The sequence below is a fragment of the Vescimonas sp. genome (assembly GCF_057856985.1).
In genome coordinates this window covers 184,419-210,401 of sequence record NZ_DBLZXX010000001.1, presented here as the reverse complement: position 1 = coordinate 210,401, position 25,983 = coordinate 184,419, and the positions used below count along the sequence as shown (strand labels likewise).

Here is a 25,983-nt window from a genome sequence, read left to right as displayed (position 1 = left end):
TAGCGTTATCTTAAGGAAACACCGTACAACTGCGATGAAGGAGACGCGCCCCGCCTCCCTGCCGCGCGAAGAGAGCCGCCGTTTGGTGCAAGGCGGACGGGCAGCCGGTCTGGGGTATCACTCCCGAGCATCCGCCTGATGGCCTCTGGCCGGTAAGCGCGGACGGCAGCGGGCCGTTATCACCCCGTACCCACGGCTGGTGGGACTGAGTGGCCGCTTTCCGCGGCAACAAGAGTGGTACCGCAGAGGATGCTTTCACGCGCCTTTGTCTCTTAACGAGACAAAGGCGCTTTTTATTTTGTTTCAACAAAAAATTTCGGATAAAAGGAGACGCAACATGGAATACAAAAAGACCCTGAACATGCCCAAGAGCGGCTTTCCCATGCGTGCCGGCCTGCCCAAGCGCGAGCCGGACATGCTGAAGCACTGGGAGGAGATCGACCTCTACAACGAGCTGCTGAAGAAGAACGAGGGCAAGCCCCTGTTCTCCCTGCACGACGGCCCTCCGTTCTCCAACGGCGCGCTGCATATGGGCCACGCTCTGAACAAGTCCCTGAAGGACTTCATCAACCGCATGTACGCCATGCGCGGCTACTACACCCCCTATATTCCCGGCTGGGATAACCATGGCATGCCCATCGAGTCCGCCATCATCAAGCAGAACAAGCTGAACCACAAGGCCATGAGCGTGGCGGACTTCCGCACCGCCTGCCATGAGTTCGCCGACCACTATATCGACGTCCAGCGCGAGGGCTTCAAGCGCATGGGTGTGGTGGGCGACTGGGAGCATCCCTACAAGACCATGGACCCCGGCTTTGAGGCGCAGGAGGTTCGGGTGTTCGGCAAAATGTACCGGAACGGCCACATCTACAAGGGCCTCAAGCCCGTGTACTGGTGCCCTCACGACGAGACGGCGCTGGCCGAGGCGGAGATCGAGTATAAGGACGATCCCTGCACCACCGTCTACGTCAAGTTCCCCATGCACGATGATCTGGGCAGGCTGTCCCATCTGGACCACAGCAAGCTGTACTTCGTGATCTGGACCACCACCGTCTGGACCCTGCCCGGCAACCTGGCCATCGCTCTGCACCCTGACGAGAGCTACGCGGTGGTGAAGGCCCCCAACGGCGAGCTGTACGTCATGGCCGAGGCCCTGACCGACAAGGTCATGAAGATCGGCGGCTTCGACAGCTATGAGATCGTGGAGACTCACCCCGGCAGCTTCTTTGAAAATATGCTGGCTGACCACCCCTTCCTGCCCAAGACCTCCCGTCTGGTGCTGGCGGACTACGTCACCATGGATTCCGGTACCGGCTGCGTCCACACGGCGCCCGGCTTCGGCGCCGACGACTATGTGACCTGCAAGCGCTACGGTATGGACATGGTGGTGCCTGTGGACGATCAGGGCAAGCACACCGCCTACGCCGGCAAGTACGAGGGCATGACCACCGATGAGTCCAACCCCGTGATCCTTCAGGATATGAAGGACAACGGCTCCCTGTTCGCCAGTGAGGACATCGTCCACAGCTATCCCCACTGCTGGCGCTGCAAGCAGCCCATCATCTTCCGCGCCACCCCCCAGTGGTTCTGCTCCGTGGACTCCTTCAAGGATGAGGCCATCGCCGCCTGTGAGGACGTGCGCTGGGTGCCCTCCTGGGGCAGAGACCGCATGCGCTCCATGATCCTGGAGCGCACCGACTGGTGCATCAGCCGCCAGCGCCGCTGGGGCCTGCCCATCCCCGTGTTCTACTGCAAGGACTGCGGCAAGCCCGTCTGCACCGAGGAGAGCATCGAGGCCGTGGCCAGCCTGTTCGAGGAGAAGGGCTCCAACGCATGGTTCGATATGGATGCCGCCGACATCCTGCCCAAGGGCTTTACCTGCCCCCACTGCGGCAAGTCCGCCGGCTTCGAAAAGGAGAACGACACGCTGGACGGCTGGTTCGACTCCGGCTCCACCCACTTCGCCGCCATGGAGCGCGATCAGGGCTTCTGGCCCGCCACCATGTATATCGAGGGCCTTGACCAGTATCGCGGCTGGTTCCAGTCCTCCCTGCTGGTGGCCGTGGGCGCTCTGGGCCGCGGCGCTCCGTTCAAGGAGTGCGTCACCCACGGCTGGACCGTGGACGGCGAGGGCAAGGCCATGCACAAGTCTCTGGGCAACGGCATGGACCCCGCCGAGATCTTCGACAAGTACGGCGCGGATCTGCTGCGTCTGTGGGCCGGCTCCGCCGACTACCACGTGGATGTCCGCTGCTCCGACGAGATCTTCAAGCAGCTGAGCCAGAACTATCTGAAGTTCCGTAACACCTGCAAGTTCTGCCTGGATAACCTGGTGAGCTTCGATCCCGACCATCTGGTGCAGCCCGATGAGATGCTGCCTCTGGACAAGTGGGCCGTCACCCGCCTGAACACCCTGATTGAAAAGGTGTTCGCCGCCTACGACAACTACGAGTTCCATGTGGTGTCCCACATGATCAACGACTTCTGCGTGGTGGATCTCAGCTCCTTCTACTTCGATATCATCAAGGATCGCCTGTACTGCGGCGAGGCCAGCGGGCTGGAGCGCCGCAGCGCCCAGACGGCTGTCTGGCTGATCCTGGACGCCATGACCCGCATGTTCGCTCCCATTCTGGCCTTCACCTGCGATGAGGTCTGGCTGGCCATGCCTCACCGCTCCGCCGACGATGCCCGCAACGTCCTGTTCAACGAGATGGTGCAGCCCTACGCCGCCTATGCCCTCAGCGAGGAGGAAATGGGCAAGTGGGCGCGCCTCGCCGCCCTCCGTACCGCCGTTAACGGCGCGCTGGAGCAGGCCCGTGCCGACAAGACCATCGGCAAGAGTCTGGAGGCCGAGGTGGACCTGACCGTCACCGCCGAGGACGCCTTCCTGGCCGATATGGACGCCGCCGACCTGGCCGATACCCTCATCGTCTCTCAGGTCCGCGTGGATGTGGGCGCGGAGCAGGCCGTGGCCGTCCGCCCCGCCGCCGGCGCCAAGTGCCTGCGCTGCTGGAAGGTCCTGCCCACCGTGGGCAGCGATGCGGAGCACCCCGAGCTGTGCCCCCGCTGCGCCGCCGTGGTCAAGAATCTCCCCGTCATCGAGTGATTTCCATACAGCACAAAGGAGGCCTGCCGTCCGGCAGGCCTCCTCTTTTTATCGCGCACACTTTATCCGATATAAACCACCAACGTCAGGTAGCAGGTGTCCAGTTCCCGATTCAGATCGCCCAACTCGCTGTTGAAATCACTGTACGTGTAACCCGCGCCGTTCAACGTCAGATTGGTCAGCCGGATATAGGCATCGTAGTATGCCTTCAGCGCCCCATAGGCGTCCTCGTATCCCTCCGGTGCATCCTTGAGGCGGCTCATGCCCTCCGCTGCGCTTTTCCGGCTGCTGTCGATAAAGGCCTCCTTGCTCTGAAACTCGCCGTTCTCATACAGCTTACCCAGTGCATCGTTGAAGTCCTCCAGAAACACGCCGTCCTCCATGGTGTACGGGTCCGTACTCGCATCCCGCTCCTGATAGATGCTGTTGCGCCAGACGGAGGCCTGCACGACTGCCGCGTCGTAAGCGTCCTCTGCATAGCCCTGTATCCGCTCCGCAAGCTGCTTCAGCTCCTCCTGATAGGCGGCCGCCTGTTCCTCCGCGTCCCGTTTCACCACCGCGTCTTTTCTCTGCTGGACCCCCATTCCGATGAATATCCCCACAGCTACCAGCGCCACGGCGATCACCGCCGCCAGTACGATCTTTTTCACTCCGTGCGTCTGCCGCGTCTCCTTCTCCTCCATGTTCCGTTCTCCTTTCCCGAGTATGGTGTGGATATTGTATAACTTTTCCTGAATATACGCAAGTGCGTATACGCGCTCACGTATATTTTTTACAATCTCCACGAGGTGATGCTATGTCGGTAAAAGATGCGGTGGCCACGCGGCTGCGCGCCATTTGCGCCCAACAGGGCATTCGGATCAACGAGCTTGCCAACATTTCCGGCGTCACGCCCTCCACGGTTTACAGCCTGCTGGACCCCCGGTGCCGGGACGTCTCCGTGATCACGGTGAAAAAGCTGTGTGACGGGCTGAACATGACTCTGGCCGAGTTTTTTATCGCGCCGGTGTTTGACGAGCTGGAACAGGAGATACAATAGCAAAAAGGAGGTCTGCCAGATCCTCGCCCCCCTTGTGTATTGACCGATTCTAGTCAATACAAATATACACCTGATTCGGTTAATATTCAAGTGGAAAGAGGGGCTTGAATGTTATGATCTCCTGCGAAAACCTGTGGCTCACCATGGCGTGCAAAGGCGTCACACAGCATGCGCTCATCAAGAAGCACGGCGTCAGCCCTGCGCAGATCACCCGCCTGAAGCGCGGTGAGAGCGTCAGCACCCACACCATCGACATGTTTTGTCGCATTCTGGGCTGTGACGTTTCCGACATCATGGCGTATATTCCTGACGCCTGCGGCTGAACACACCGCACGTCGTCTCCTCCTGCCCATGGTTTATCTGAAAATCAGATAAAATGCAGTATCTGGAATAGGGATATTCTATGGTCAACTGGGTAATAAGAATGCGTTATGAAGTCCTGAGCTATGAGAATATCCGAAACCTGCGTATCGACCACGGCTATACCCAGCAGCAGATCGCGGAGTACCTGAACGTCCGCCAGAACACGTACTGTCAGTATGAGCTGGCACTCTGAATTATCCCATCGACGTGCTGTGCAAGCTGTCGGTGTTTTACAATGTCAGCGTGGATTATCTCCTGGGCCTCACTGAGGAAAAGAAGCCCTACCCCCGCAAGCGTTAGTCCGCCTGCACCCTTATACGCACAAAAGGGCACACGCGCCGTTGGCGCGTGTGCCCTTTCACTACACTTTCTTTTCCAGCTTCCGCAGCTGCTCCTGAAACTCCTGCGGCAGCGGGCAGTGCAGCTCCACCGCCTGGCCGGTACGCGGGTGGATAAATCGCAGCCCCACCGCGTGGAGACACTGCCCCGTCAGACCCGCCACCGGCTTTTTCGCGCCATACACCGTGTCCCCCAGAATGGGATGCCCGATGTAGGCCATGTGTACGCGGATCTGGTGTGTTCGCCCCGTCTCCAGACGGCAGCGCACATGGGTCACGCCCGCATACCGCGCGATGACCTCCCAGTGGGTCACGGCGGGCCGCCCGCCGGCTACCACCGCCATCTTCTTCCGGTCCGACGGATGCCGTCCGATGGGAGCATCCACGGTGCCGCTGTCCTCCTTCAGGTTGCCCACCACCAGACACTCGTACGTCCGCGCCAGCGTGTGGTCGCTGAGCTGGGCGCTGAGCCCCAGATGGGCGGCGTCGTTTTTAGCGGCAATGATGAGCCCGCTGGTGTCCCGGTCGATGCGATGGACGATGCCGGGCCGCTTCTCCCCGCCGATGCCGGACAGCGACGACCCGCAGTGGTGCAGCAGGGCATTGACCAGCGTCCCGTCGGGATGCCCCGGCGCCGGATGCACCACCAGCCCCGACGGCTTGTTCACCACGATAACGTCCTCGTCCTCGTACACCACGTCCAGCGGGATGTCCTGCGGCTCCAGCGCCGTCTCCCGCACCTCCGGCACGTCCACCGTCACCGTCTCGCCGCCGCCGATACGGCAGCTCTTGGCGGCGGGCTTGCCGTCCACGGATACCCGCCCCTCTTCGATGTACCGCGCCGCCTGCGAGCGGGTCAGTCCGTTGGCGCGGGAGGCCACAAAGGCGTCCAGCCGCGTCCCGGCGTCCTCCGTCTCAGCTTTCAGATGCAGCGTCATCCTTCGGCTCCTTCTTGTCGTACTTGTCGTAGAACCACAGATAGTACACAGCGCCCAAAATGACGCCCACCACCACAAAGCAGTCCGCCAGATTGAAAATGGGATAGCTGATGAACTGCAGGTCGAACATATCCACCACATACCCCCGGCACACGCGGTCGATGACGTTGCCGATGCCGCCGCCCAGGATCAGCACCCCTGCCGTCACGCCCAGCGGATGACGGACGATCTTCTTCACCAGCAGCCACGCCACCGCCAGCATCAGCACGATGGTCACGATGGCCAGCAGCCCGGTCTTGCCGGAAAAGCTGCTCCACGCCGCGCCGGTATTGTGCAGCCGCGTCAGCTGCACCACGCCCGGCAGCAGCGGCGCGGACTGCCCCATCTCCAGATGGGCCGTCACCCACCACTTCAACAGCTGGTCGCCTGCCACGCAGGCCGCCAGCAGCAATACATACCACATAGGGCATCCTCCCTGCCTGTTTGAGATTCCTCCCCATCATATCCCATTTGCCCGCGGTTTGCAACTTTTATTCCGCGGCTTTCTTGTATTGCGCATCGCCGCGTGGTATAATATCGTATTCAAATATCGCCCCGTATCCACATCGGGGCAGGGAGGCCCGACTTGGACAGAAAACAGGTATTGATCCCGGAGGAGCAGACGCTCCGTCAGCGGGATTTCGAACGGAAAATAAGAGAGTTGCACACCCAGCGGGGCAGGAGCGTCCGCGCTCTGGTGGACACCTTCGGCTGCCAGCAGAATGTGGCCGACAGCCAGCATATCATGGGTATGCTGGAGGCCATGGGCTGCACCTTCGTCACCGCGCCGGAGGAGGCGGACATCGTGGTGCTGAACACCTGCGCCATCCGTGACCACGCGGAAAAGCGGGTCTACGGCACGCTGGGCGCCCTGACCCACACGAAAAAGGCCAACCCGGAGCAGATCATCTGCCTGTGCGGCTGCATGGCACAGCGGCCCGAGGTGGCGGAGAAGGTACGCCAGTCCTATCGCCATGTGGATCTGGTATTCGGCCCCCAGGCGCTGTGGAAATTCCCCGAGCTTCTGTATCAGGTCTATACCCGCCGGGGCCGCGTGTTCTCCGTGGAGGACGAGCACGGCTCCATTGCCGAGGATATGCCGGTGGTGCGGGAGGGCCGCACCCGTGCGTGGGTGTCCATCATGTACGGCTGCAACAACTTCTGCTCCTACTGCATCGTCCCCTACGTCCGCGGCCGGGAGCGCAGCCGCGAGCCGGACCGCATCCTCGCCGAGGTCCGCCAGCTGGCCGCTGAGGGCTACAAGGAGATCACCCTGCTGGGGCAGAACGTCAACTCCTACGGCAAGGATCTGGATACGCCGTGGGACTTTGCCGACCTTTTGAGCGCACTGGACAAGATCGAGGGGGACTATCTCCTCCGCTTCATGTCCTCCCAGCCCAAGGACGCCAGCTATAAGCTGTTCGACACCATGGCCCGCTGCAAGCACGTGGCCAGGCAGCTGCACCTGCCGGTGCAGTCCGGCTGCGACCGGGTGCTCCGCGCCATGAACCGCCCCTACGACCGGGCCAAATATCTGGATCTCATCACCTACGCCCGGAAGGTCATGCCCGATCTGGTGCTGACCAGCGACGTCATCATCGGCTTCCCCGGCGAGACGGAGGCCGAGGCCATGGAGACGGTGGCGCTGGTGGAGCAGGTGCGCTTCGACGCCCTGTTCACCTTCATCTTCTCCCCCCGTCCCGGCACCCCCGCCGCCAAAATGGACGACCCCGTGCCCCGCAGCGAGAAGCAGAAGTGGTTCGACCGCCTCTGCGACGCCCAGAACAGGATCTCCGAGGAGATCCACGCCGGGTATGTGGGCGACACCCTGCGCTGTCTCATCGACGGTGAGAGCGACGACAGCCGCTGGCCGCTGACGGCCCGCACCGCCGGGGGACGGCTGGTGCATCTGGTGGGCAGTCCCGACGCCGTGGGTACATACCGCGACGTGAAGATCACCGACAGCAATACATGGGCGCTGTTCGGCCAACTGATTTGATTTTTCCCAAGGAGGTATCCCCCATGGCAGAGCTCACCCCCATGATGCGCCAGTATATGGAGATCAAGGAGCAGAATCCCGACTCCATCCTGTTTTTCCGTCTGGGCGACTTCTATGAGATGTTCGGCCCCGACGCCCGCACGGCGTCCCGTGAGCTGGATCTTGCCCTCACCACCCGCGACAAGGACAAGACCAAGTCCTTCGACGACAAGATCCCCATGTGCGGCATCCCCTACCACGCCTCCGACGCCTACATCGCCCGCCTCATTGCCAAGGGCTACAAGGTGGCCATCTGCGAGCAGACGGAGGACCCCGCCGCCGCCGCCAAGGGGCTGGTGAAGCGGGACATCATCCGCGTCGTCACCCCGGGCACCGTCATCGACGAGTCCTGCCTCAGCGCCGAGCGCAGCAACTACCTGTGCGGCGTGTATCTGGACGATACCGGCGCGGGTCTGTGCGCCTGCGACATCTCCACCGGCAAGGCCCAGGCCACAGTGTTCACCGGCCCCGACCGGGTCCGCGCCCTGCTCAACGAGCTGGGGCGGTTCTCCCCTGCCGAGGCGGTGATGAACGAGACGGCCTATTTTGACGAAACGCTGCACCGGACGATGCAGGAGCGCTTTTCCTGCCACATGGAGAAGCTGTCCGATGCCCGGTTCACCCCGGAGGACGCGGAGAAAAAGGTCCGCGCCCAGTTCGGTCAGGACGCGCTGGAGCGCCTGCCCCGGGACAATATGACGCCCCTGCTGGCGCTGGGCGGTCTGCTGGGCTATCTCTACGACACGCAAAAGACCGATCTGGGTCACCTCGACCAGCTGACGTGGTACCGCACCGGTCAGTATATGGAGCTGGACCTCACCGCCCGCCGCAATCTGGAGCTGACAGAGACGCTGCGGGGCAAGGAAAAGCGCGGCAGCCTGCTGTGGGTGCTGGACAAGACCAAGACCGCCATGGGCGCCCGCAACCTGCGGGCATGGCTCCAGCAGCCGCTGGTGGACGTGGCCGCCATCGACCGGCGGCTCAGCGCCGTGGCTGCTCTGGCGGAGCACACCGTGGCCCGGGAGGAGCTGACGCTGGCCCTCAGCGGCATCGCCGACATGGAGCGCCTCATCGGCCGGGTGGTCTACGGCTCTGCCGGCGGACGGGATCTGGTGTCCCTCCGTGCCTCCATGGAGCGTATTCCCGCCGTCAAGGCGCAGCTGGCCGCCTTCCCCTCCGGTGCGCTGCACCAGTTGGATCAGCAGCTGGAGGATCTCAACGATCTGGCCGCCCTGATCGGCCAAACGCTGGTGGACGAGCCGCCGTTCTCCGTCCGTGAGGGCGAGATGATCCGGGACGGCTTCGACCCGGAGGTGGACCGCCTGCGGGGCATCCTCCACGGCGGCAAGAGCTTCCTGGCCCAGATGGAGGCGGAGGAGAAGGAAAAAACCGGCATCCGCACCCTGAAGATCGGCTATAACAAGGTATTCGGCTATTATATCGAGGTATCCAACTCCTTCCGGGATCAGGTACCCGACCACTATATCCGCAAACAGACGCTGGTCAACGGCGAGCGCTACATCACTCAGGAGCTGAAGGATCTGGAGCACGATGTCCTCACCGCCAAGGACCGCGACGCCGCGCTGGAGTACGAGCTGTTCTCCTCCCTGCGCGCCAGGCTGGCGGCGTCCGTCACCCGCGTCCAACTGGCGGCGTCCCTTATCGCCCAGCTGGATACGCTCTGCTCCTTTGCCGCCGTGGCGGTGAAAAACAACTACTGCCGTCCCTCGGTGGACGAGTCCGGCGTTATTGAAATTCAGGGCGGCCGCCATCCGGTGGTGGAGAAAATGCGCTCCGACGCCCTGTTCGTCCCCAACGACACGGTCATGGGCGTGAAGGAGGATCGGGTCAGCATCATCACCGGCCCCAACATGGCCGGCAAGTCCACCTACATGCGTCAGGTGGCGCTGATCGTGCTGATGGCGCAGGTGGGCAGCTTCGTCCCCGCCCACGACGCCCACATCGGCGTGGTGGACCGCATCTTCACCCGCATCGGCGCCAGCGACGACCTGTCCGCCGGCCAGTCCACCTTCATGGTGGAGATGACGGAGGTATCCGACATCCTCCGCACCGCCACCAAGAACAGTCTCCTCATTCTGGATGAGATCGGCCGCGGCACCTCCACCTTTGATGGGATGTCCATTGCCCGGGCAGTGCTGGAATACTGCGCCCAGAAGCTGAAGGCCAAGACCCTGTTTGCCACCCACTACCACGAGCTGACAGCGCTGGACCAGACGCTGCCCAACGTCCGCAACTACAACATCGCCGTCCGCGCCCGGGGCGAGGACATCATCTTCCTGCGCAAGATCGTCCCCGGCGGGGCCGACCGCAGCTACGGCATCGAGGTGGCCAAGCTGGCCGGTCTGCCCGACAGCGTACTCAAGCGGGCCCGCGCCATTTTAGAGGAGCTGGAGAGCCAGTCCGGCCGTCCCGCCCCCGCCGCCCCACCGGACGACCAGCTGTCCCTGACCGCCATGGCCGAGAGCGAGGCGGCGGACACCATCCGCCGGACGCAGGTGGACTCCCTCAGCCCGCTGGAGGCTCTGAATCTTCTGTATGAGCTGAAGCGCCGCCTCAGCTGACCCTCCCCGTTTTGCCGCGCCGCGGCCTCAGGATCATACTTTCTTCATCATGAAGTGTAAAACCGGAAAAAACGGGGGTAAACCGGAAATAAAATGCGTCGTTTTTTGTGGCCCTTCCGGCCCGCAGGACCCTTGAAAGGAGGCCCCATCCCATGCCCCAGATCCAACAGCTGCCGCCCCATCTGGCGGACCTGATCGCCGCCGGCGAGGTGGTGGAACGCCCCGCCTCCGTGTGCAAGGAGCTTCTGGAAAACGCTCTTGACGCCGGCGCCTCCGCCATTTCCACCGAGCTGGAAAAGGGCGGCCTGACCTACATCCGCATCACGGACAACGGCTGCGGCATCGCGCCGGAGCAGCTGCCCACTGCCTTCCTGCGCCACGCCACCAGCAAGCTCCGCCGCCCCGAGGACCTTGCCGCCATCGGCACTCTGGGCTTCCGCGGCGAAGCGCTGGCCGCCATCGCCGCCGTGTCGCGGGTGGATATTTTTTCCAGGCAGACCGGTGCGGACTGCGGCGCCGCGCTGCACCTGGAGGGCGGCGTACCCGATGATGTCACCGAGGCCGGCTGCCCCGACGGCACCACCGTCTGCGTGCGGGACCTGTTCTACAACACCCCCGCCCGCATGAAGTTTATGAAGAAGGATTCCGCCGAGGGCGCCGCCGCCGCAGGCGTCGTGACCCATCTGGCGCTGAGCCATCCCGATGTGTCCTTCAAGCTGCTGCGGGACGGGCAGGAGATCCTCCACACCCCCGGCGACGGGCAGCTGCTGTCCGCCATCTACGCCGCGCTGGGCCGCGACTTTGCGGCCAGCCTGCTGCCCGTCAGCGGCAGCGGCGGCGATGTGCGGGTGGAGGGCTTTGTCACCAGACCTCTGGCGGGACACGGCACCCGCGGACGCCAGCTGTTCTTCGTCAACGGCCGGTTCGTCAAGAGCCAACTGCTGGCTGCCGCCGTGGAGGAGGCCTACCGCAACCGGCTGCTGAAGGGCAAGTTCCCCGGGTGCGTCCTTCATATCACGCTGCCGGTCAGCGAGGTGGACGTCAACGTCCACCCCGCCAAGACCGTGGTGAAATTCCTGTCCGACAAGACCGTCTTCGATGCGGTACACTATACCGTGAAGGACGCGCTGGACCGTGAGGGACAGCCCGCCGCGCCGGAGAAAAAGCCGTTCTATCAGGCCATGAGCGCGGAGGAATTCCGCGAGAAAGCCCCCGCGTCCCAGGGCGTCCGGCTGCCCTTTGTCAGCGGCAGGCCCGTCGGCTCCGCCGGAGCCGACCGTCCCACCGTCAACCGTTTTGCGCCCGCCGTGCCGACGGTGCAGACGCCGCGCGAGACGGTACGACCCGCCGCAGCGCCGCAGGGCGAGGTATGGCAGGTGCGGGACGCCGCGCCGGAGGCCGGCAGATCCTTCACTGTCCCCAGCGGACGGGAGGGCGTCGTCTACCGCATCACGCCGCCGGATGCGGCGGATGCGATGCCCGGCACGATGGGCGCTTCTCCTGACATGGCGGGTACATCATCCAACGGGCCGGAAAGCGCCGAGGTGTGCGGCGGCATGGCCGCTCCGCAGACGGAGGGCGTGTGCGCTCCCGCGCAGGCGGGCACTTATGCGGAGATAGACGCGGCCGCCGTGGCAGCGGAGCACGTCCAGCAGGAGCTGGCCATGCCGGAGGAGGAAGCCATCGGCGAGACGCCGTGGCGCATCGCCGGAGAGGTGCTGAAAACCTATATTATCTGCGAGGACGGGGAGCAGAACGTGTGGCTCATCGACAAGCACGCCGCCCACGAGCGCATCCGCTTCGATGCGCTGAAGGCGGACCCTGTGCCGCCCATGGCCCAGCAGCTGATGACCCCCGCCGCCGTGACGCTGACCGCTGAGGAGTACGGCGCGGTGCTGGAGCAGCTGGACGTGCTGGCGGGCTACGGCTTTTTGTGCGAGGACTTTGGGGACGGCACCGTGCTGGTGCGGGAGATCCCCGACTACATACGGGCGGAGGACGCTGCCGCCACGCTGGAGGAGTTGGCCCGCAAGCTGCTTTTGCAGCGGGCAGACCCTGACGGAGTGAGAGACGAGCTGCTGCACACCATGGCGTGTAAGTCCGCCATCAAGGCGGGCATGACCACCGACACCGCCGAGCTGACAGCACTGGTGCGGCAGGTACAGTCCGGCGCCGTCCGGTACTGCCCCCACGGCAGGCCCGTGGCGGTGAAGCTGCGGAAATACGAGGTGGAGAAAATGTTCAAGCGGGCGTGACCCCTTGACGCACAGGAGGTGAAGCGATGGCACAGCGGGTGATCTGCGTGGTAGGACCTACCGCGTCGGGCAAGACGAAAATGGGCGTGGCGCTGGCCAAGCGCTTCAGCGGCGAGGTGGTGTCCGTGGACTCCATGCAGATCTACCGGGGCATGGCCATCGGCACCGCCGCCCCCACGCCGGCGGAGATGGAGGGCGTGCCCCACCACATGATCGGCGTGGCCGACCCGGCGGAGAGCTGGTCCGTGTCCCGCTTCACGGAGGCGGCGGACCGGTGCGTACAGGACATCCTGTCACGCGGGAAGCTGCCCGTGCTGGTGGGCGGCACCGGATTATATCTGGACGCGCTGGTACGGGGCAATACGTTTGCCGCCGGACAGCAGGGCGGCGCGGTGCGGCAGGAGCTGCAGGAGCGGCTGGCGCAGGAGGGTGCGGCGGCGCTGCTGGCAGAGCTGGCGGCGGTCGACCCTGAGACGGCGGCGCGGCTCCACCTGCGGGATGAAAAGCGCATTCTGCGGGCGCTGGAGGTATACCGCGAGACCGGCGAGACCATCAGCGAGCATGACCGGAAAAGCCGGGAGACACCCGACCGCTACGACGCCCTGTACATTGGACTGAGCTTCCGTGACCGGCAGGATCTGCGCGACCGCATTGACCGGCGGGTGGACGCCATGGTGGCGCAGGGCCTTTTAGACGAGGTGCGGCGGCTGCTGGGCAGTGGGCTGCCCCGAGACGCCACGGCCTTACAGGCCATCGGGTTCAAGCAGTTTTTAGCGGTGGCCGACGGGACAGCCACCGAGGCGGAGGCCGTGGAGGAGGTCAAGCTCCGGTCAAGGCAGTACGCCAAGCGGCAGCTGACATGGCTGCGGCGGAATCCGGATATCCACTGGATACTATGGGAAAAAGAGCCTGATTTTCCGTGGGCTCTCCAAAATGCGACAGATTTCCTCACCGCCGCCGGCGTATGCTGAGAGCGGCGGACGGAGGACATGCCTATCGTCCGCACACAGACATAAAGGAGCAGACGATATGCAAAAGACAAACAATCTTCAGGAGATCTTTCTCACCCGCGCCCGCAAGCAGAACATCCCCGTGACCATGTTCCTGGTCAACGGGTTCCAGCTGCGGGGCATCATCACCGGCTTCGACTGCTTCGTGGTCATTCTGGACTCCGAGGGCAGGCAGCAGGTCATCTACAAGCACGCCATCTCCACCATCGCGCCGATGCGGCCCGTGGAGCTGCGGGAGGACGAGGCGGCGGAGGCATAGCGTCCGGCGCGGGGAGCAACATACGAGACAGAGGAAAGCACCATGAAAAAAACATCGCCCCTCATGAAAATACTGCCCATCGCCGTGCTGGCGGCGGTGCTCATCTATTTTGCCGTGCAGCTGTACAACTACCTGTCCGACCCTGTCACCACCACGCTGGTGACGGAGGGACAGGCGGAGGACACCATCCCGCTGAACGGCTGGATGGTGCGGGACGAGGAGCCGCTGGCCGCCCAGAGCGGCACGATCAGCCGTGTGCGGCAGGAGGGCGAGCACGTAGGCGTGGGCCAGATGCTGGCCCGTGTCTACGCCAACGACGGGGCCTTGCAGACCGTGAGCCAGATCGAGACGCTGCAGCTGCAATTGCAGCAGCTGCAATTCGCGCTGACCTCCTATCTGGACCCCGATGCGGCGCTGAAGCTGGACACCTCCATCACCGGCGACATCCTGACGCTGCGGCAGTCCCTCACCGGCGGCGACTACACCGCCGCGGAGAGCGACATCGCCCAGCTGAAGGCCGCTGTGCTGAAACGGGACCATCCCTACACCTCCCAGGAGGAGATCCAGACGGAGATCAAGTCGGTGGAAGGGCAGATCCAGTCGCTGGAGAACTCACTGTCCGGCGCCGCCACCGTCACCGCCAAGTCGTCGGGGACGTACTCCGCTGTGTGCGACGGATATGAGACGGTGCTGACCACGGAGTTTCTGGAGGATGTGACGCCCGCCAAGCTGGCGAAGCTCCAGCCCTCCGGCGAGGACAGCAACATCGGCAAGCTCATCTACGGCGACACGTGGTACTATGTGGTGACGCTGGCGGAGGAGCAGGCCAATGTGATCAGGGGGCGGAGCAGCGTGACGCTGCGGTTCGCCAAGGGCTTCGACCAGAATCTGCAGATGCGGGTGGTGTCCGTGTCCGCGGCGGAGAACGGGCAGGCGGCGGTGACGCTGTCCTGCCGGAAGTATCTGGCCCAGACCACGCTGCTGCGCCATCAGGCGGCGGACATCATCCTGCGGACCTACACGGGACTGCGGGTGCCGTCCAACGCGCTGCGGGTCAGCAGCGACGGCGTCACCGGCGTATACTGCGTGGACGGCGTCACTGCGGCGTTCCGGCCGGTGACGGTGCTGTATCAGGGGCAGGGCTATGCGCTGGTGCAGCCCGCCGACGGCGTGGACGATACCCAGACGCTGCGGGCGGGGGACGAGGTCATCGCCACCGCCGGTGAGCTCCACGAGGGCAAGGTCATTCGATAACGGACAGACATCCGATCAGAAATACGCAAGGAGGAAGGCTTCTATGTCTATCAGAGAAAATATTGCGGAGATCCGCCGCCGGATCGATGAGGCGGCCCGCGAGACAGGGCGCACCGGCGCGGACATCACGCTGGTGGGCGCCAGCAAGATGAATGACGCCGCCGCCTGCCAGGAGGCTATCGCCGCCGGTATCGACGTGCTGGGCGAGAACCGCGTGCAGGAGATGGTGACCAAGCTGGCGGAGAACGCCTACGACGGTGCGCCGCTGCACTTTATCGGGCACCTGCAGCGCAACAAGGTGAAGCAGGTGGTGGGCAAGGCCGCGCTTATCCAGTCCGCAGGCTCCGTGGAGCTGCTGGATGAGATCGAGAAGCAGGCGGAAAAGCTGGACATCGTGCAGGACATCCTGCTGGAGGTGAACATCGGCGGCGAGGCGGCCAAGAGCGGCTTCGCGCCGGAGGCCGTGGAGGCTGCGGCTGCCCATGCGAAAGAGCTGCCCCACGTGCAGGTAAGGGGATTGATGACCATCCCCCCTGCCGGTGCGGCGCGGGATGAAAATATGGTATATTTTGAAAAAGTCCATGCCCTATATGTTGACATAAATCAAAAAATGTATAATAATGAGTTAGACTATCTTTCCATGGGCATGAGCGGCGATTTCGCCGACGCCATCCGCGCGGGCAGCAACATGGTCCGCGTGGGTACGGCTATTTTTGGCGCCAGAGATTACACAAAATAACGCGGGAGGTACATTGCAATGGGCTTCATGGACGAGCTGAAGAAGATCATTCATCCCTACGATGATGAGGATTACGATTACGAGGACGATTTCGAGGAGTCTGCCAGGGAGTCCCGTTCCCCGTTTGAGGACCGCAAGGAGGAGCGGCGCGGCGAGGATCGCCGCACCGAGGATCGCAGGTCCGAGGACCGCCACAACAAGGTGGTGAACATCCACGCCACCACCCAGCTGAAGGTGGTGCTGGTGAAGCCGGAGCGATTCGAGAACGCCTCCGAGATCGCAGACCACCTGAAGGAAAAGCGGACGGTGGTGCTGAACCTGGAATCCACCAACAAGGACGTGGCGCGCCGGCTCATCGACTTTCTGTCCGGCGTGGCCTACGCCGGTGAGGGCAAGATCAAAAAGGTGGCGGCCAACACCTATATCATCACGCCGTACTCCGTGGACATCATGGGCGACCTGATCGACGAGTTGGAGAACAACGGCCTGTATCTGTAAGACTAAGGATCGGAGGGATCATTCATGTTTACACCGCAGGAGGTTTCGGAAAAGGTATTCCCCAAGGCATCGTTCGGCAGCGGCGGATACAGCATGAGCTCCGTGGACGAGTTCCTGGACGCGCTGACGGAGGATTACAGCACCCTGTTCAAGGAGAATGTGACGCTGAAGGCCAAGCTGAAGGTGCTGGCGGAGAAGGTGGAGGAATACCGCTCCACTGAGGACGCCATGCGGCAGACGCTGCTGACCGCCCAGAAGATGGCGGCCAAGCTGGTGCAGGAGGCGCAGGCCGAGAAGGACCGGATGCTATCCGGCGCCAAGGCCGAGGCGGCCCAGGAGATCCAGCGTCTGGAAAGCGAGAAGCAGGCCGCCCAGCAGAAGCTGGCGATGGCCCAGGAGAAGCTGGCGGAGTTCATCCGCCGATCCGATGAGCTGTGTCAGGCCCAGTCCGCGTTTCTGCAGACGCTGCCGGAGCTGGAGCTGGTACCTGCGGCGGCGGAGACGGCGGAGAAGCCCGACGCCGTGGTGGGCGCCATCGAGCAGGACATCCTGACCCAGTACGATGCGGCACCGGAGGAGAAGGCGGAGGAGATGAAGCCCGCCGTCACCGACGAGCCCACCATTCAGTTCCCGCCGGTGAACGACAACGCCGTCCCCACCGACTTCAAGCTCAGTCTGGACGAGCTGAAGTTCGGGCGGAACTACAACGGCGGCAAATAAGACGCACAATCAAAAAAGGCGGCCTGTGGCCGCCTTTTTTCAGAATGGACGCCTGCGGGAAATACCGGTAAGGGACCGCAGAAAACAGCCGGCCGCGCCGAAATGTGCGGCGTGGCGCAGCGGAGACGCCGGTGGCCGCGCTGAAATGTGCGGCGGGGCGCCGGCAGCGGGCGGCTGCGGTGAGAGACAGCCGCAGCTCCAACGGTCCGGTGCGGCGCTGGCGAGGGCGGGCAGCCACGATTCCGGCGGGCAGAGGACTATGGCCCCGGCAACGAAGAATGGCGGCTCCGGCGGGGCCGCACGGACAAACAAGGAGGAGAGCAGATGACGGACAAGCCTATCATCGCGCTGCTGTACGATTTCGACAAGACGCTGTGTACCACCGATATGGAGGACTACGCCTTTATCCCCGCGCTGGGGTACACCCCCGCCCAGTTCTGGGACAAGGCCAACACCTTCGGACGGGACAACCGGATGGACGGCCTCCTGGCTTATATGTACACCATGATCGCGGAGTGCCGCGCCCAGGGGAAACGGCTGGACCGCGATTTTCTGGTGCAGTGCGGCCACAGCATGGAGCTGTTCCCCGGCGTGCGGGAGTGGTTTGGGCGCATCAATGCCTTCGGCGAGGAACAGGGCGTCACCATCGAGCACTATGTCATCTCATCCGGCCTGCGGGAGATCATCGAGGGCAGCGGCATCGCCCATGAATTCCGCGAGATCTACGCCTGTGAGTTCTTCTACAACGCGGAGGGACTGGCGGCATGGCCCAAGCTGGATGTCAACTTTACCAACAAGACCCAGTTCGTCTACCGCATCAACAAGGGCGTTCTGGATGTGTCCGACGACAAGACGCTGAACGACTCCATGCCCGACGACAGCAAGCGTATCCCCTTCACCAACATGATCTACGTGGGCGACGGATTGTCCGACGTGCCGTGCATGAAGATGATGCGGGCCTACGGCGGGCAGGCTATCGCCGTGTATCAAGCCGGCAACCGCGTCGGTGTGGAGGACCTGCTGAGCAAGGGGCGGGTGGACTTCATCTTCCCCGCCGACTATCGGGAGGGCACGGGACTGGACAGCACCGTGAAGAACATCATCCGGAAGATGGCCATCAGCGATGCCCTCACCGCCGAGAACGTCCAGCAGCTCCAGGCCATCGGGCGGGGCGACCTGCCGGAGCAGGTGGGACTGTTCGAGTGAGAAAAAACTGCGAAAAAAGCGTCTGCACGCGGTGCGTGCAGACGCTTTTTTGTGTTTGGAGGGGTGCGGGCGGGGCTCACTGCATGACCTGACGGATCACGCGGATGAAGCGGGCGCGGTCGTAGATCACCGGCACGGGGTACGTGGGGTTGGCCTCCGCCGCGGCCCAGGCCGCCATCCGGGGCAGGTCCTGCTCCCGTATGCAGGTGAAACCGGTGGGAATGCCCAGGCGGCGTTCCATGGCGGAGATGGCGTCGATAAAGGCGTTGGCTCTGTCCGCCTCGCTGTCGCCGGTGAGGCCCACCAGCTCCGCCAGGCGGGCCAGCTTCCGGTGGGCCGCCGGACCGTAATCCCGCAGGACCACCGGCAGCAGTACCGCGTTGGCAAGGCCGTGGCCCACGCCGTACAGGCCGCCCAGAGTGTGTGCGATGGCGTGGACGTTGCCCACACCGGCGCGGGTGAAGGCGAAGCCCGCCTGATAGGAGGCGGTGAGCAGAGCCTGTCGGGCGGCCACATCATCGCCGTGGGCGCAGGCGTGCTCCAACGTTTGAAAAATGGTGACAACGGCCTGCTCCGCCAGCCGGTTGGTCTCACGGGTGGGGTAAAAACGGCCCAGATATGCCTCCACCGCGTGGGTCAGGGCATCCATGCCCGTCTCGGCGGTGGTGTGGGGCGGCAGGGATACGGTGAGCAGCGGGTCCAGCACGGCGCAGCGGGGGATCAGGCACAGGTCGCTGACGGCGTACTTGTGGTAGTCCGCGCCGGTGACTACGGCGGCAATGGTGGTCTCGGAGCCGGTGCCGGCGGTGGTGGGCACGGCAATGAAGGGCGGAATGGGGCGGCGCACCTTCAGAAGCCCCGCCATCTGGGCCAGCGTCCTGTGGGGACGGGCCAGCAGGGCGGCGGCAGCCTTGGCCGCGTCCATGGGACTGCCGCCGCCCACGGCCACGAAGCTGTCGCACTGTTGTGCGCGGTACAGGGCGGCGATGGCCTCCGCCTCGGCCACCGGCGGGTTCGGCGTCACGCCGGTATAGAGGGCATAGCCCTCCAGCCGGTCCAGCACCTGCCGGAAGGCAGGGGCGGCGCACTGGCGGCGGCTGGCCACCACCAGAGGGCGGCGGGCGCCGTACTTTTGCAGCAGGTCCGGCAGGCGGCGGAAGCTGCCGGCACCGGTGACGGCCTCCGGCCTGCGCCAGGGCAGCAGGCGGGCGCCCAGCCCGAAGGCCAGCTGGTAGGTACGATACCACAGATGCAGTAAGGTCAGGGCGGACACGTCCTTTCGTTTTTGTCCCATTATGGCAGATGGGGGCGGGTTTTGCAAGGAAAGGACGCAAAAAAGGGGGCGGCATACGCCGCCCCCTTGGGAGATGGTCTATCACTCCACCGTCTCGATCAGGCCGTAGCCGCCGTTGTTGCGGTGGTACACCACGCAGATGGCGTTGTCGTCAATGCGGCGGAACACATAGAACGAGTGATCCAGCAGGTTCATCTGCAGGATGGCCTCGTCCGTGGTCATGGGCTTGACGGCAAAGCGCTTGGTGCGGATGACATCGAAGTCGTTGTCCTCCACCACGTCGAACTCAGCCGGAACGGAGGATACCAGCGCATCGGCCCGCAGGTTCTTCGCCAGGCGGGTCTTGTTCTTGCGGATACGGCGGTCGATGAAGCTGACAGCCTCGTCAATGGCGCCGCGCATATCGCCGTCGGGGTCCTCCGTCTGGGCGCGGAACAACGTGCCGTTGGCGCTGCGAATGGTCAGCTCCACCACGCAGCGGTTCTTCTTCTCCACGGCAAAGGTCACAAAGGCGTCTGCCTCCTCCGGAAAATACTTATCCAGCTTACTGATCTTCTTTTCCGCGTATTCCTTGATGGAGTCGTTGAGGGAGATCTTCTTGCAGGCGAATGTGAACTTCATAATTCTTGCTCCTTTCGTCAGTGCGGTAAACACAGGTCAGGGTCGGGGAGCCGGTTCCCTTTATCCTTGTCCGTATTATAGCAAGTCGCATGACGTTTGAAAAGCCGTTTTCTGTGAATTTGTGAAAACTTCACAAATCGTTTGCAATTCAGACACATTCGACACCGGCCCCTAAAAGTCGTACCCGTCCGACAAAAGCTCCTATTTACAAGGGGACGGGCTTGCGCTACTATAATAGAGGAAGCTTTCCAATATCCCACCCGCTTGGGCCGCTCTGCTTGCAGGGCGGCTCCTTTTTTGTGAAAAAAAGAGAGAGAGACGGCATGCGCCGTCTCTCCTGCTCAGGCATCCAGTTTCTCCGAAAGGGTCTCGTCCAGCTTTACCGCGCCGTACAGGTTCTTGGCGGAGCAGCCGGCACGTCCGCCGCCGGCGCAGGCGCAGGCACACGCACAGGCGCAGCTGCTGGCGCAGGCGCAGCTGCTGGCGCAGGCGCAGTGGCTTCCGCCGCCGAAGCCACCTCCGCCGAAGCCGCCGCCCCTGCTGCCGCCGCCGAAGCCGCTGCCGCCGCTGCGGGGCGGGCGGGGACGCCGCTTGGTGCCCTTGCTGCCCGGGCGGGGACGTCCGTCGGGTCCCGCGGGATACCAGAGGTGGTTGACGAACACGTACCGTGTGCCGAAGCCGCCGGCGTAGCCGCCGAACAGCTCCCGGAGGATCCGCACCACCACCCAAACGATGAAAATGGTGATGATCAGCGTCAGGAACATGGCAGCCATGCTTGTGTCCTCGTCCTCGTCTCCGTCGTACCAGCCGTCATTCGGCGCGTTAACGGCGCTGTTGTCCGAGGACAGGACGGTGGGCCAGTCGGTGTAGACGGCGTGGACGCCCATGGTTTCGCCGTAGCCCAAGTCGGAGGCGGTGATAGTCATCATGCCGGTCTGGGGCGCGGCGGTGCCGCCGGCGTCCGCGGTAGCGGTGAGATCGCCGATAAGGCCCGCGGGGTCGATCCACTTCAGGGTCATCTCTCCCACCCCGGCCTCGTCGAACCAGCCCGGGGTATAGTCAAAAGTCACGGTATTGCCGCTGAGGGTATACATGTACTCCTGCACCCAGCGGTAGGAGAACGTAAACGTCTCTCCCTGTCTGTAGGCGCGGTCCAGGTAGACGTACATGTAGCTGTTGTCGAAGGACAGGCGCTCGATGTTGTCGGTGAGGGCTTCCTCGTCCCGCACGGAGCCGTTGGGCACGCCGATCTTCAGTTTCTGTCCGTAGGGCAGCTCCTCCAGCGCCGTCCATGTCAGATCGACGGTGATGGTCAGGCTGCCGTCATCGACGTTGGGGGCGGCGGTCACGTCGTAGCGGTCGATGTAGTCGTAGTCCGCCCAGGCGGTGACGGTGCAGCACAGGGCCGTCAGCAGGGCCAGCAGCAGGATGCGCAGTTTCTTCAGCATGTGACCGCCTCCTCCCTGTTGCCGGTATACAGCTGACAGATGTGATCCATTCTGGCACTCTCCGCGCGGATGGCGGCGCAGCGGTCGCTGTTCCAGACGGCGGACCAGTCGTCGGTGAGCATATTGCCCAGCGGCGCGGCGCTGAGCCAGCTCTGGCAGGGGATGATGCTGCCGTCCGGCGCGATGGCCATGTTGCTCAGGCAGGCGCCGCAGCTGGGGATCAGGTGCAGGCCCAGAGCGCGCAGCGTCTCCTCCGGCAGCCAGCCCGGGCTGGTGAAGTCCAGCTCCATGCTCAGCTCCTCCAGCACGGAGACGGCGCCTTGCAGCACGGCGGTGAGCTCCTGCTCCGTCAGGCGGGTAGCACGGCTCTCCGCGCCCTCGGCGCTGCCGGAGGGGATCAGGCCGGAGCAGGTGGCGTAGCGCACGCCCAGAGACGCGGCAAAGCGCAGCGTGGCGGCATAGTCCGTGTTCAGGCTGCACAGCGGCGTGTTCACGGAGACGATCAGCCCCGCCGCCACGGCGTTCCGGATGCCCTGCACGGTCTTGTCGAAGCCGTCGACCCCCACCAGTGCGTTGTGAATGGCCGGGTCGGCGCTGTAAAGCGTGACCTGTACGCTGTCCAGACTGGCGTCGTACAGCTTGGCGCACAGCTCCGGCGTCAGCAGCTGGCCGTTGGTGTTCAGGCGGGTGACGAACCACTGGGCCGCGTCCACCAGCTCCGGCAGGTCGGCGCGGAGGGTGGGTTCGCCGCCGGTGAACGTCACCTGGGGAATGTTGGCCTCCCGCAGGCGGCGGAGGATGTCCAGCCACTGCTGGGTGGACAGCTCCGGCGCGTCCGCCAGGGACTGGCCGGCGGCGTAGCAGTGCAGGCACTTCTGGTTGCAGTGCCACGCGCCGCTGCGGCGCATGGCGCTGAGCATCAGATCCATGCGATGAGGCGCGGTCATCTCCGCGGCATAATCCCCCAGCGACAGGGTCCCCACCTCCACGGCGGGCTCCTGCCCACGGGCGATGGCTACCAGCGAGGTGAGCATCAGCTCCAGGTCGCCGGCCAGTCGGGTCTTTGAGGTGAAGGGATAGGTCTTACGGGTCTCAGCCACAGCGGACGCGGCCATGGCGCGCCAGTCGGACTCACTGATCTCCAGACCGGCAAAGGGCTCCAGCCGATCCATGAAGTTGGCCAGCAGAATGGCCCAGGATAAGTTCAGCGGCACCAGCTTATCGCCGTTGAGCAGCAGCAGGAACGGCGCGTCGGCGGCGTCCTGCCGCGGCGGGATCATATGGATGCGCACCACGCCGTGGCCCTTGGGGTCCAGCGTGATGTGCCGCACGCAGCTCAGGTGCTTGCGGCGGTAGCGCTCCTCCAGAAAAGCAGGCATCGGTCCTCACTCCTTTCGTTGGCCACAGTATAGCACGGGGGCCGGAAAATGGCAACAGAAACGCCCCGCCTTCCGGCGGGGCGCTTCGTATACAGATGAGCCGTCAGTCGTTGACATCGTAGAAGATGCGCTCGCCCTCCTCGGCCAGACCCAACAGGTCGCGGGCCAGCGCTTTGATGAACTCCTGATCGTCCTTTTTATCCAGGTCCGACTGGAGGGCCTGGTTCTCCTGGGTCTTTTCCTGCAGCTGCTGGGTGAGGGCCGCCTCCTGGGCCCGTACCTCCTTCAAGCGGCCGTAGACGTTGATGATCTCCACGCCCACTACCAGGATCAACACGGCCAGTACCATGACCAGCACGGTATTGTTCCGCTTTTTGCGTGGTTTCTTCTTCTGCGCCATGGTCTCCTTCCCCTTTCTGACGACGGCAGAGCCGTCCCTTTCTCTTTATTGTAGCGCAGGCGCGGTGAAAAGGAAAGGTTTTTTTCAGGAAAGCGGCGGCTTTTTTCACCCAGCACGCCAGTATCGCCGCAGGGCGGCACAGCAGGCGGCAGCACTGCATCGCCGCGTCCAGCCAGAAATCCCACAGAGGGCGCAGCATCGGCGGCAGCGTCAGGCCGTACAGCAAAGCCCCCAGAGCCATGCCCGTAAGCATGTAGAGCCGCAGCTCTCCCTGTCCGATGCGCAGGGCGAACCACAGCAGAAGCAAGCCCTGCACGGCGATATACACCGCGTCCAGCGCACCGGTGAGGCGGCGGTTCCTGCGGCGGCGAAGCCGCACTGTGCGCAGCAGGTCGTAGCACATGGCGGAGGCGGCACCCAGCGCCGCGGCGGTCAGGTAGGCGGACAGCTGCTGGGAGACGTGGTTTTCCATGTCAGCCGAACAGGCGGGACAGGAACGACCCCTGCCGCACCTCCGTATCCTCGTAGGTCACGGCGTCGATGCGGCCATCCACCTGCATCTCGCCGCCGTCCAGCGACAGCTTGCCGATGTGCAGCTCCTCGCCGGTGATGATCAGCGTGCCGGCGCTGGTGGTGGTAACGATGCAGTTCTCGTCGAACCGCACCACGTCCTCCACGCCGGAAACGCTCAGCTTCTCCCGTCCCTCCAGCTGGAGACGGTGATAGGCGGCCACGCCGCCGTCGGTCATATCGTAAGACATTGAAAAAGCGCTCCCTCCCACACAGTTTTCACTGTATCGTATGAGGGAACGCCCTGCATTATGACAGTTTGTCCGGCTGAGCCGCCGCTTCGCGGTACATGGCGGCAGCCGCGTCCTTGCCCACGTTTTCCGCCACGCTGAGTACCTCCACCGTCAGGGTCTTCTGGCCGAAGCGGATGGAGATAACGTCGCCCACCTTTACATCGTAGGACGCACGCTGCACCCGTCCGTTGACGGTGACGCGCTCGTTGTCGCAGGCCTCGTTGGCCACAGTGCGGCGCTTGATGAGGCGGGATACCTTCAGATATTTATCCAGACGCATATGGTCCTCCTTCGCGATGAAAAAGGAGCCGGCGCGTCACGCCGGCTCCTGTGAAACCAAACTTACTCGGCCACGGCGTCCTTCAGGGCCTTGCCGGCCTTGAAAGCGGGGACCTTGGAAGCGGGGATCTCCACCGTCTCCTTGGTGCGGGGGTTCAGGCCGGTACGGGCGGCGCGCTTCTTGGTCTCAAAGGAGCCAAAGCCCACCAGCTGTACCTTCTCCTCGGCCTTCAGGGTCTCGGTGATGGTCAGCAGGGTAGCGTTGACGGCGGCCTCGGTGTCCTTCTTGGACAGACCGGTCTTCTCCGCCACAGCGGCGATCAGTTCAGTCTTATTCATGATAGTTCCTCCCAAAATTTTTCATTTGTTGACACCGTCCCGGCGGGCGGTGTATCTCAAAACGATCAAGATCGCATTAAGAACGTTTGGCTTCGTCCCACAGGGCGGTCATCTCCTCCAGCGACAGCTGGGAGACCTCCCTCCCCCGGACCGCCGCGCCCTCTTCCACGGCGCGGAAACGATGGATGAATTTTTCGCAGGTGCCGTTGACTGCGTCCTCGGGGTCGCATCCGCAGAAGCGGCCCACCTTCACGGCGGCGAACAGTACGTCGCCCAGCTCGTCCGGCACATCGCCGCCATTCTCCACGGCGCGGCGCAGCTCGGCCACTTCCTCCTCCAGCTTGTCCAGCGCGCCCTGTACATCCGGCCACTCAAAGCCGGCGGCGGCCGCCTTCTTCTGCAGCTTTTCAGCCCGCCATAGGGACGGCAGGCTGCGGGCCACGCTGTCCATACTGTCGGCCACAGTGTTCTGGCCCTTTTCCCGGCGCTTCAGCTGCTCCCAGCTGACCAGTACGGACTCCGGCGAGTCCTCGTGCCCGTCCCCAAACACATGGGGGTGGCGGAACAGCAGCTTTTTCACCACGCCGTCGCACACGTCGTCCATGGTGAAGCGGCCCGCGTCGGACTCGATGTCCGCGTGGAACACCACCTGCATCAGCACGTCGCCCAGCTCCTCCTTGAGAAGCACGGGGTCGTCGTTGTCGATGGCCTCGGCGGCCTCGTACGCCTCCTCCAGGAGGCCGCGGCGGATGGACTTGTGCGTCTGCGCCTTGTCCCAGGGGCAGCCATCCTCCGAGCGGAGAAGCCGGATGATCTCCAGCAGGTCCGCATAGTCATAGTGCGGTTTCCTTGTAAAATTTATCATATTTGCGCTCCTATTGCAAGAGGTTTTCGTGGTGATGCGCCGAAAAGTTCAGTGTAAGTGCAGCATTCGGGCAATTTTTTCACCTTTCGGCAGGTCCAACACGTCCTGCCGCGTCACGGCGCCCAGCGCCAGCACCAGCACGCCGTAGACCACCACCGCCACGGCAATGGC

At 63.7% G+C, this 25,983-nt stretch carries 26 protein-coding genes and 1 pseudogene; 14 read left to right on the top strand and 13 right to left on the bottom strand.

What is annotated here, in order from left to right; all coding sequences use genetic code 11:
* The first annotated feature begins 337 nt into the window (after positions 1 to 337).
* Complete coding sequence (gene ileS / locus ACZM22_RS00990) at positions 338 to 3,106, top strand: isoleucine--tRNA ligase (protein WP_489542804.1); 2,769 nt, start codon at positions 338 to 340, stop codon at positions 3,104 to 3,106.
* 62 nt (positions 3,107 to 3,168) lie between these two features.
* On the opposite strand, the gene ACZM22_RS00985 is transcribed toward ileS, so the two are convergent.
* Positions 3,169 to 3,789 (bottom strand): hypothetical protein, encoded by a 621-nt coding sequence (locus ACZM22_RS00985; protein ID WP_489542803.1) that lies wholly within the window; start codon positions 3,787 to 3,789, stop codon positions 3,169 to 3,171.
* 113 nt (positions 3,790 to 3,902) lie between these two features.
* Between ACZM22_RS00985 and ACZM22_RS00980 the strand changes: the two genes are divergently transcribed.
* The 3 genes from ACZM22_RS00980 to ACZM22_RS00970 all read left to right on the top strand — a co-directional run bounded on the left by ACZM22_RS00980 (position 3,903) and on the right by ACZM22_RS00970 (position 4,701).
* Entirely contained in the window at positions 3,903 to 4,145 is a 243-nt protein-coding gene (locus ACZM22_RS00980) for a helix-turn-helix domain-containing protein (RefSeq protein ID WP_489542802.1), read from the top strand.
* A gap of 113 nt (positions 4,146 to 4,258) precedes the next feature.
* Positions 4,259 to 4,468, top strand: coding sequence for a helix-turn-helix domain-containing protein (locus tag ACZM22_RS00975; RefSeq protein WP_489542801.1), 210 nt, complete (start codon positions 4,259 to 4,261; stop codon positions 4,466 to 4,468).
* Between the two features lie 101 nt (positions 4,469 to 4,569).
* Positions 4,570 to 4,701, top strand: a complete 132-nt coding sequence (locus tag ACZM22_RS00970) for a helix-turn-helix domain-containing protein (protein WP_489542800.1) — start codon at positions 4,570 to 4,572, stop codon at positions 4,699 to 4,701.
* A gap of 168 nt (positions 4,702 to 4,869) precedes the next feature.
* Here ACZM22_RS00970 and ACZM22_RS00965 read toward each other — a convergent pair whose 3' ends face one another.
* Positions 4,870 to 5,784: an RluA family pseudouridine synthase gene (locus tag ACZM22_RS00965; protein WP_489542799.1), complete on the bottom strand. Its 915-nt coding sequence runs from the start codon at positions 5,782 to 5,784 to the stop codon at positions 4,870 to 4,872.
* Positions 5,762 to 6,247 carry a signal peptidase II gene (gene lspA / locus ACZM22_RS00960; protein ID WP_483267173.1) on the bottom strand — a complete coding sequence of 162 codons (486 nt, stop codon included), beginning with the start codon at positions 6,245 to 6,247 and terminating at the stop codon, positions 5,762 to 5,764. Before lspA ends, ACZM22_RS00965 begins: the two co-directional genes overlap by 23 nt.
* A 162-nt stretch (positions 6,248 to 6,409) precedes the next feature.
* On the opposite strand from lspA, the gene miaB reads away from it, so the two are divergent.
* The 10 genes from miaB to ACZM22_RS00910 all read left to right on the top strand — a co-directional run bounded on the left by miaB (position 6,410) and on the right by ACZM22_RS00910 (position 18,384).
* The gene (gene miaB, locus ACZM22_RS00955) at positions 6,410 to 7,822 is read left to right on the top strand and encodes a tRNA (N6-isopentenyl adenosine(37)-C2)-methylthiotransferase MiaB (protein ID WP_484438496.1); all 1,413 of its coding nucleotides are present in this window, start codon (positions 6,410 to 6,412) and stop codon (positions 7,820 to 7,822) included.
* A 23-nt stretch (positions 7,823 to 7,845) separates the two neighbouring features.
* Entirely contained in the window at positions 7,846 to 10,443 is a 2,598-nt protein-coding gene (mutS, locus tag ACZM22_RS00950) for a DNA mismatch repair protein MutS (protein WP_489542798.1), read from the top strand.
* A 152-nt stretch (positions 10,444 to 10,595) separates the two neighbouring features.
* Positions 10,596 to 12,698: a DNA mismatch repair endonuclease MutL gene (gene mutL / locus ACZM22_RS00945; protein WP_489542797.1), complete on the top strand. Its 2,103-nt coding sequence runs from the start codon at positions 10,596 to 10,598 to the stop codon at positions 12,696 to 12,698.
* 26 nt (positions 12,699 to 12,724) lie between these two features.
* Complete coding sequence (gene miaA / locus ACZM22_RS00940) at positions 12,725 to 13,669, top strand: tRNA (adenosine(37)-N6)-dimethylallyltransferase MiaA (protein WP_489542796.1); 945 nt, start codon at positions 12,725 to 12,727, stop codon at positions 13,667 to 13,669.
* Between the two features lie 58 nt (positions 13,670 to 13,727).
* A complete protein-coding gene (gene hfq / locus ACZM22_RS00935; RefSeq protein WP_483267178.1) occupies positions 13,728 to 13,967 on the top strand; it encodes an RNA chaperone Hfq in 240 nt (79 codons plus the stop codon).
* Positions 13,968 to 14,009: 42 nt separating this feature from the next.
* Positions 14,010 to 15,221 (top strand): biotin/lipoyl attachment domain-containing protein, encoded by a 1,212-nt coding sequence (locus tag ACZM22_RS00930; protein ID WP_489542795.1) that lies wholly within the window; start codon positions 14,010 to 14,012, stop codon positions 15,219 to 15,221.
* A gap of 43 nt (positions 15,222 to 15,264) precedes the next feature.
* On the top strand, positions 15,265 to 15,960 hold the full coding sequence (locus tag ACZM22_RS00925) for a YggS family pyridoxal phosphate-dependent enzyme (protein WP_489542794.1): 696 nt from the start codon (positions 15,265 to 15,267) through the stop codon (positions 15,958 to 15,960).
* A gap of 18 nt (positions 15,961 to 15,978) precedes the next feature.
* Positions 15,979 to 16,458, top strand: coding sequence for a cell division protein SepF (locus tag ACZM22_RS00920; protein WP_483267181.1), 480 nt, complete (start codon positions 15,979 to 15,981; stop codon positions 16,456 to 16,458).
* 24 nt (positions 16,459 to 16,482) lie between these two features.
* Positions 16,483 to 17,178: a DivIVA domain-containing protein gene (locus ACZM22_RS00915; protein ID WP_483267182.1), complete on the top strand. Its 696-nt coding sequence runs from the start codon at positions 16,483 to 16,485 to the stop codon at positions 17,176 to 17,178.
* Positions 17,179 to 17,502: 324 nt separating this feature from the next.
* Entirely contained in the window at positions 17,503 to 18,384 is an 882-nt protein-coding gene (locus tag ACZM22_RS00910) for an HAD family hydrolase (protein ID WP_484423745.1), read from the top strand.
* A gap of 76 nt (positions 18,385 to 18,460) precedes the next feature.
* Here the strand turns inward: ACZM22_RS00910 and ACZM22_RS00905 are convergent, their stop codons facing one another.
* From ACZM22_RS00905 to mazG, 10 genes and pseudogenes are all read right to left on the bottom strand, one after another.
* A complete protein-coding gene (locus ACZM22_RS00905; RefSeq protein WP_489542793.1) occupies positions 18,461 to 19,678 on the bottom strand; it encodes an iron-containing alcohol dehydrogenase in 1,218 nt (405 codons plus the stop codon).
* An 81-nt stretch (positions 19,679 to 19,759) separates the two neighbouring features.
* A complete protein-coding gene (hpf, locus tag ACZM22_RS00900; RefSeq protein ID WP_483267516.1) occupies positions 19,760 to 20,299 on the bottom strand; it encodes a ribosome hibernation-promoting factor, HPF/YfiA family in 540 nt (179 codons plus the stop codon).
* Positions 20,300 to 20,640: 341 nt separating this feature from the next.
* A complete protein-coding gene (locus tag ACZM22_RS00895; RefSeq protein ID WP_489542792.1) occupies positions 20,641 to 21,747 on the bottom strand; it encodes a hypothetical protein in 1,107 nt (368 codons plus the stop codon).
* Positions 21,741 to 23,126 carry a radical SAM protein gene (locus tag ACZM22_RS00890; protein WP_489542791.1) on the bottom strand — a complete coding sequence of 462 codons (1,386 nt, stop codon included), beginning with the start codon at positions 23,124 to 23,126 and terminating at the stop codon, positions 21,741 to 21,743. The genes ACZM22_RS00895 and ACZM22_RS00890 overlap by 7 nt, the downstream gene beginning before the upstream one ends.
* Before the next feature lie 103 nt (positions 23,127 to 23,229).
* On the bottom strand, positions 23,230 to 23,526 hold the full coding sequence (locus ACZM22_RS00885; protein WP_489542790.1) for an FtsB family cell division protein: 297 nt from the start codon (positions 23,524 to 23,526) through the stop codon (positions 23,230 to 23,232).
* A gap of 217 nt (positions 23,527 to 23,743) precedes the next feature.
* Positions 23,744 to 23,998 (bottom strand): annotated as a pseudogene (gene yabQ, locus ACZM22_RS00880) (spore cortex biosynthesis protein YabQ); the annotation flags it as partial.
* A gap of 1 nt (position 23,999) precedes the next feature.
* The gene (locus tag ACZM22_RS00875) at positions 24,000 to 24,287 is read right to left on the bottom strand and encodes a YabP/YqfC family sporulation protein (RefSeq protein WP_483267520.1); all 288 of its coding nucleotides are present in this window, start codon (positions 24,285 to 24,287) and stop codon (positions 24,000 to 24,002) included.
* A gap of 58 nt (positions 24,288 to 24,345) precedes the next feature.
* A complete protein-coding gene (locus ACZM22_RS00870) occupies positions 24,346 to 24,609 on the bottom strand; it encodes an RNA-binding S4 domain-containing protein (RefSeq protein ID WP_483267521.1) in 264 nt (87 codons plus the stop codon).
* A gap of 62 nt (positions 24,610 to 24,671) precedes the next feature.
* Positions 24,672 to 24,947 (bottom strand): HU family DNA-binding protein, encoded by a 276-nt coding sequence (locus tag ACZM22_RS00865; protein ID WP_482681337.1) that lies wholly within the window; start codon positions 24,945 to 24,947, stop codon positions 24,672 to 24,674.
* A gap of 76 nt (positions 24,948 to 25,023) precedes the next feature.
* On the bottom strand, positions 25,024 to 25,812 hold the full coding sequence (gene mazG, locus ACZM22_RS00860) for a nucleoside triphosphate pyrophosphohydrolase (protein WP_484423749.1): 789 nt from the start codon (positions 25,810 to 25,812) through the stop codon (positions 25,024 to 25,026).
* Positions 25,813 to 25,983 lie beyond the last annotated feature (171 nt).

Coding starts and splice junctions, on each gene's coding strand:
- ileS (WP_489542804.1), top strand. CDS start 338: ATGGAATACAAAAAGACCCTGAACATGCCCAAGAGCGGCTTTCCCATG.
- ACZM22_RS00985 (WP_489542803.1), bottom strand. CDS start 3,789: ATGGAGGAGAAGGAGACGCGGCAGACGCACGGAGTGAAAAAGATCGTA.
- ACZM22_RS00980 (WP_489542802.1), top strand. CDS start 3,903: ATGTCGGTAAAAGATGCGGTGGCCACGCGGCTGCGCGCCATTTGCGCC.
- ACZM22_RS00975 (WP_489542801.1), top strand. CDS start 4,259: ATGATCTCCTGCGAAAACCTGTGGCTCACCATGGCGTGCAAAGGCGTC.
- ACZM22_RS00970 (WP_489542800.1), top strand. CDS start 4,570: ATGCGTTATGAAGTCCTGAGCTATGAGAATATCCGAAACCTGCGTATC.
- ACZM22_RS00965 (WP_489542799.1), bottom strand. CDS start 5,784: ATGACGCTGCATCTGAAAGCTGAGACGGAGGACGCCGGGACGCGGCTG.
- lspA (WP_483267173.1), bottom strand. CDS start 6,247: ATGTGGTATGTATTGCTGCTGGCGGCCTGCGTGGCAGGCGACCAGCTG.
- mutS (WP_489542798.1), top strand. CDS start 7,846: ATGGCAGAGCTCACCCCCATGATGCGCCAGTATATGGAGATCAAGGAG.
- mutL (WP_489542797.1), top strand. CDS start 10,596: ATGCCCCAGATCCAACAGCTGCCGCCCCATCTGGCGGACCTGATCGCC.
- miaA (WP_489542796.1), top strand. CDS start 12,725: ATGGCACAGCGGGTGATCTGCGTGGTAGGACCTACCGCGTCGGGCAAG.
- hfq (WP_483267178.1), top strand. CDS start 13,728: ATGCAAAAGACAAACAATCTTCAGGAGATCTTTCTCACCCGCGCCCGC.
- ACZM22_RS00930 (WP_489542795.1), top strand. CDS start 14,010: ATGAAAAAAACATCGCCCCTCATGAAAATACTGCCCATCGCCGTGCTG.
- ACZM22_RS00925 (WP_489542794.1), top strand. CDS start 15,265: ATGTCTATCAGAGAAAATATTGCGGAGATCCGCCGCCGGATCGATGAG.
- ACZM22_RS00920 (WP_483267181.1), top strand. CDS start 15,979: ATGGGCTTCATGGACGAGCTGAAGAAGATCATTCATCCCTACGATGAT.
- ACZM22_RS00915 (WP_483267182.1), top strand. CDS start 16,483: ATGTTTACACCGCAGGAGGTTTCGGAAAAGGTATTCCCCAAGGCATCG.
- ACZM22_RS00910 (WP_484423745.1), top strand. CDS start 17,503: ATGACGGACAAGCCTATCATCGCGCTGCTGTACGATTTCGACAAGACG.
- ACZM22_RS00905 (WP_489542793.1), bottom strand. CDS start 19,678: ATGGGACAAAAACGAAAGGACGTGTCCGCCCTGACCTTACTGCATCTG.
- hpf (WP_483267516.1), bottom strand. CDS start 20,299: ATGAAGTTCACATTCGCCTGCAAGAAGATCTCCCTCAACGACTCCATC.
- ACZM22_RS00895 (WP_489542792.1), bottom strand. CDS start 21,747: ATGCTGAAGAAACTGCGCATCCTGCTGCTGGCCCTGCTGACGGCCCTG.
- ACZM22_RS00890 (WP_489542791.1), bottom strand. CDS start 23,126: ATGCCTGCTTTTCTGGAGGAGCGCTACCGCCGCAAGCACCTGAGCTGC.
- ACZM22_RS00885 (WP_489542790.1), bottom strand. CDS start 23,526: ATGGCGCAGAAGAAGAAACCACGCAAAAAGCGGAACAATACCGTGCTG.
- ACZM22_RS00875 (WP_483267520.1), bottom strand. CDS start 24,287: ATGTCTTACGATATGACCGACGGCGGCGTGGCCGCCTATCACCGTCTC.
- ACZM22_RS00870 (WP_483267521.1), bottom strand. CDS start 24,609: ATGCGTCTGGATAAATATCTGAAGGTATCCCGCCTCATCAAGCGCCGC.
- ACZM22_RS00865 (WP_482681337.1), bottom strand. CDS start 24,947: ATGAATAAGACTGAACTGATCGCCGCTGTGGCGGAGAAGACCGGTCTG.
- mazG (WP_484423749.1), bottom strand. CDS start 25,812: ATGATAAATTTTACAAGGAAACCGCACTATGACTATGCGGACCTGCTG.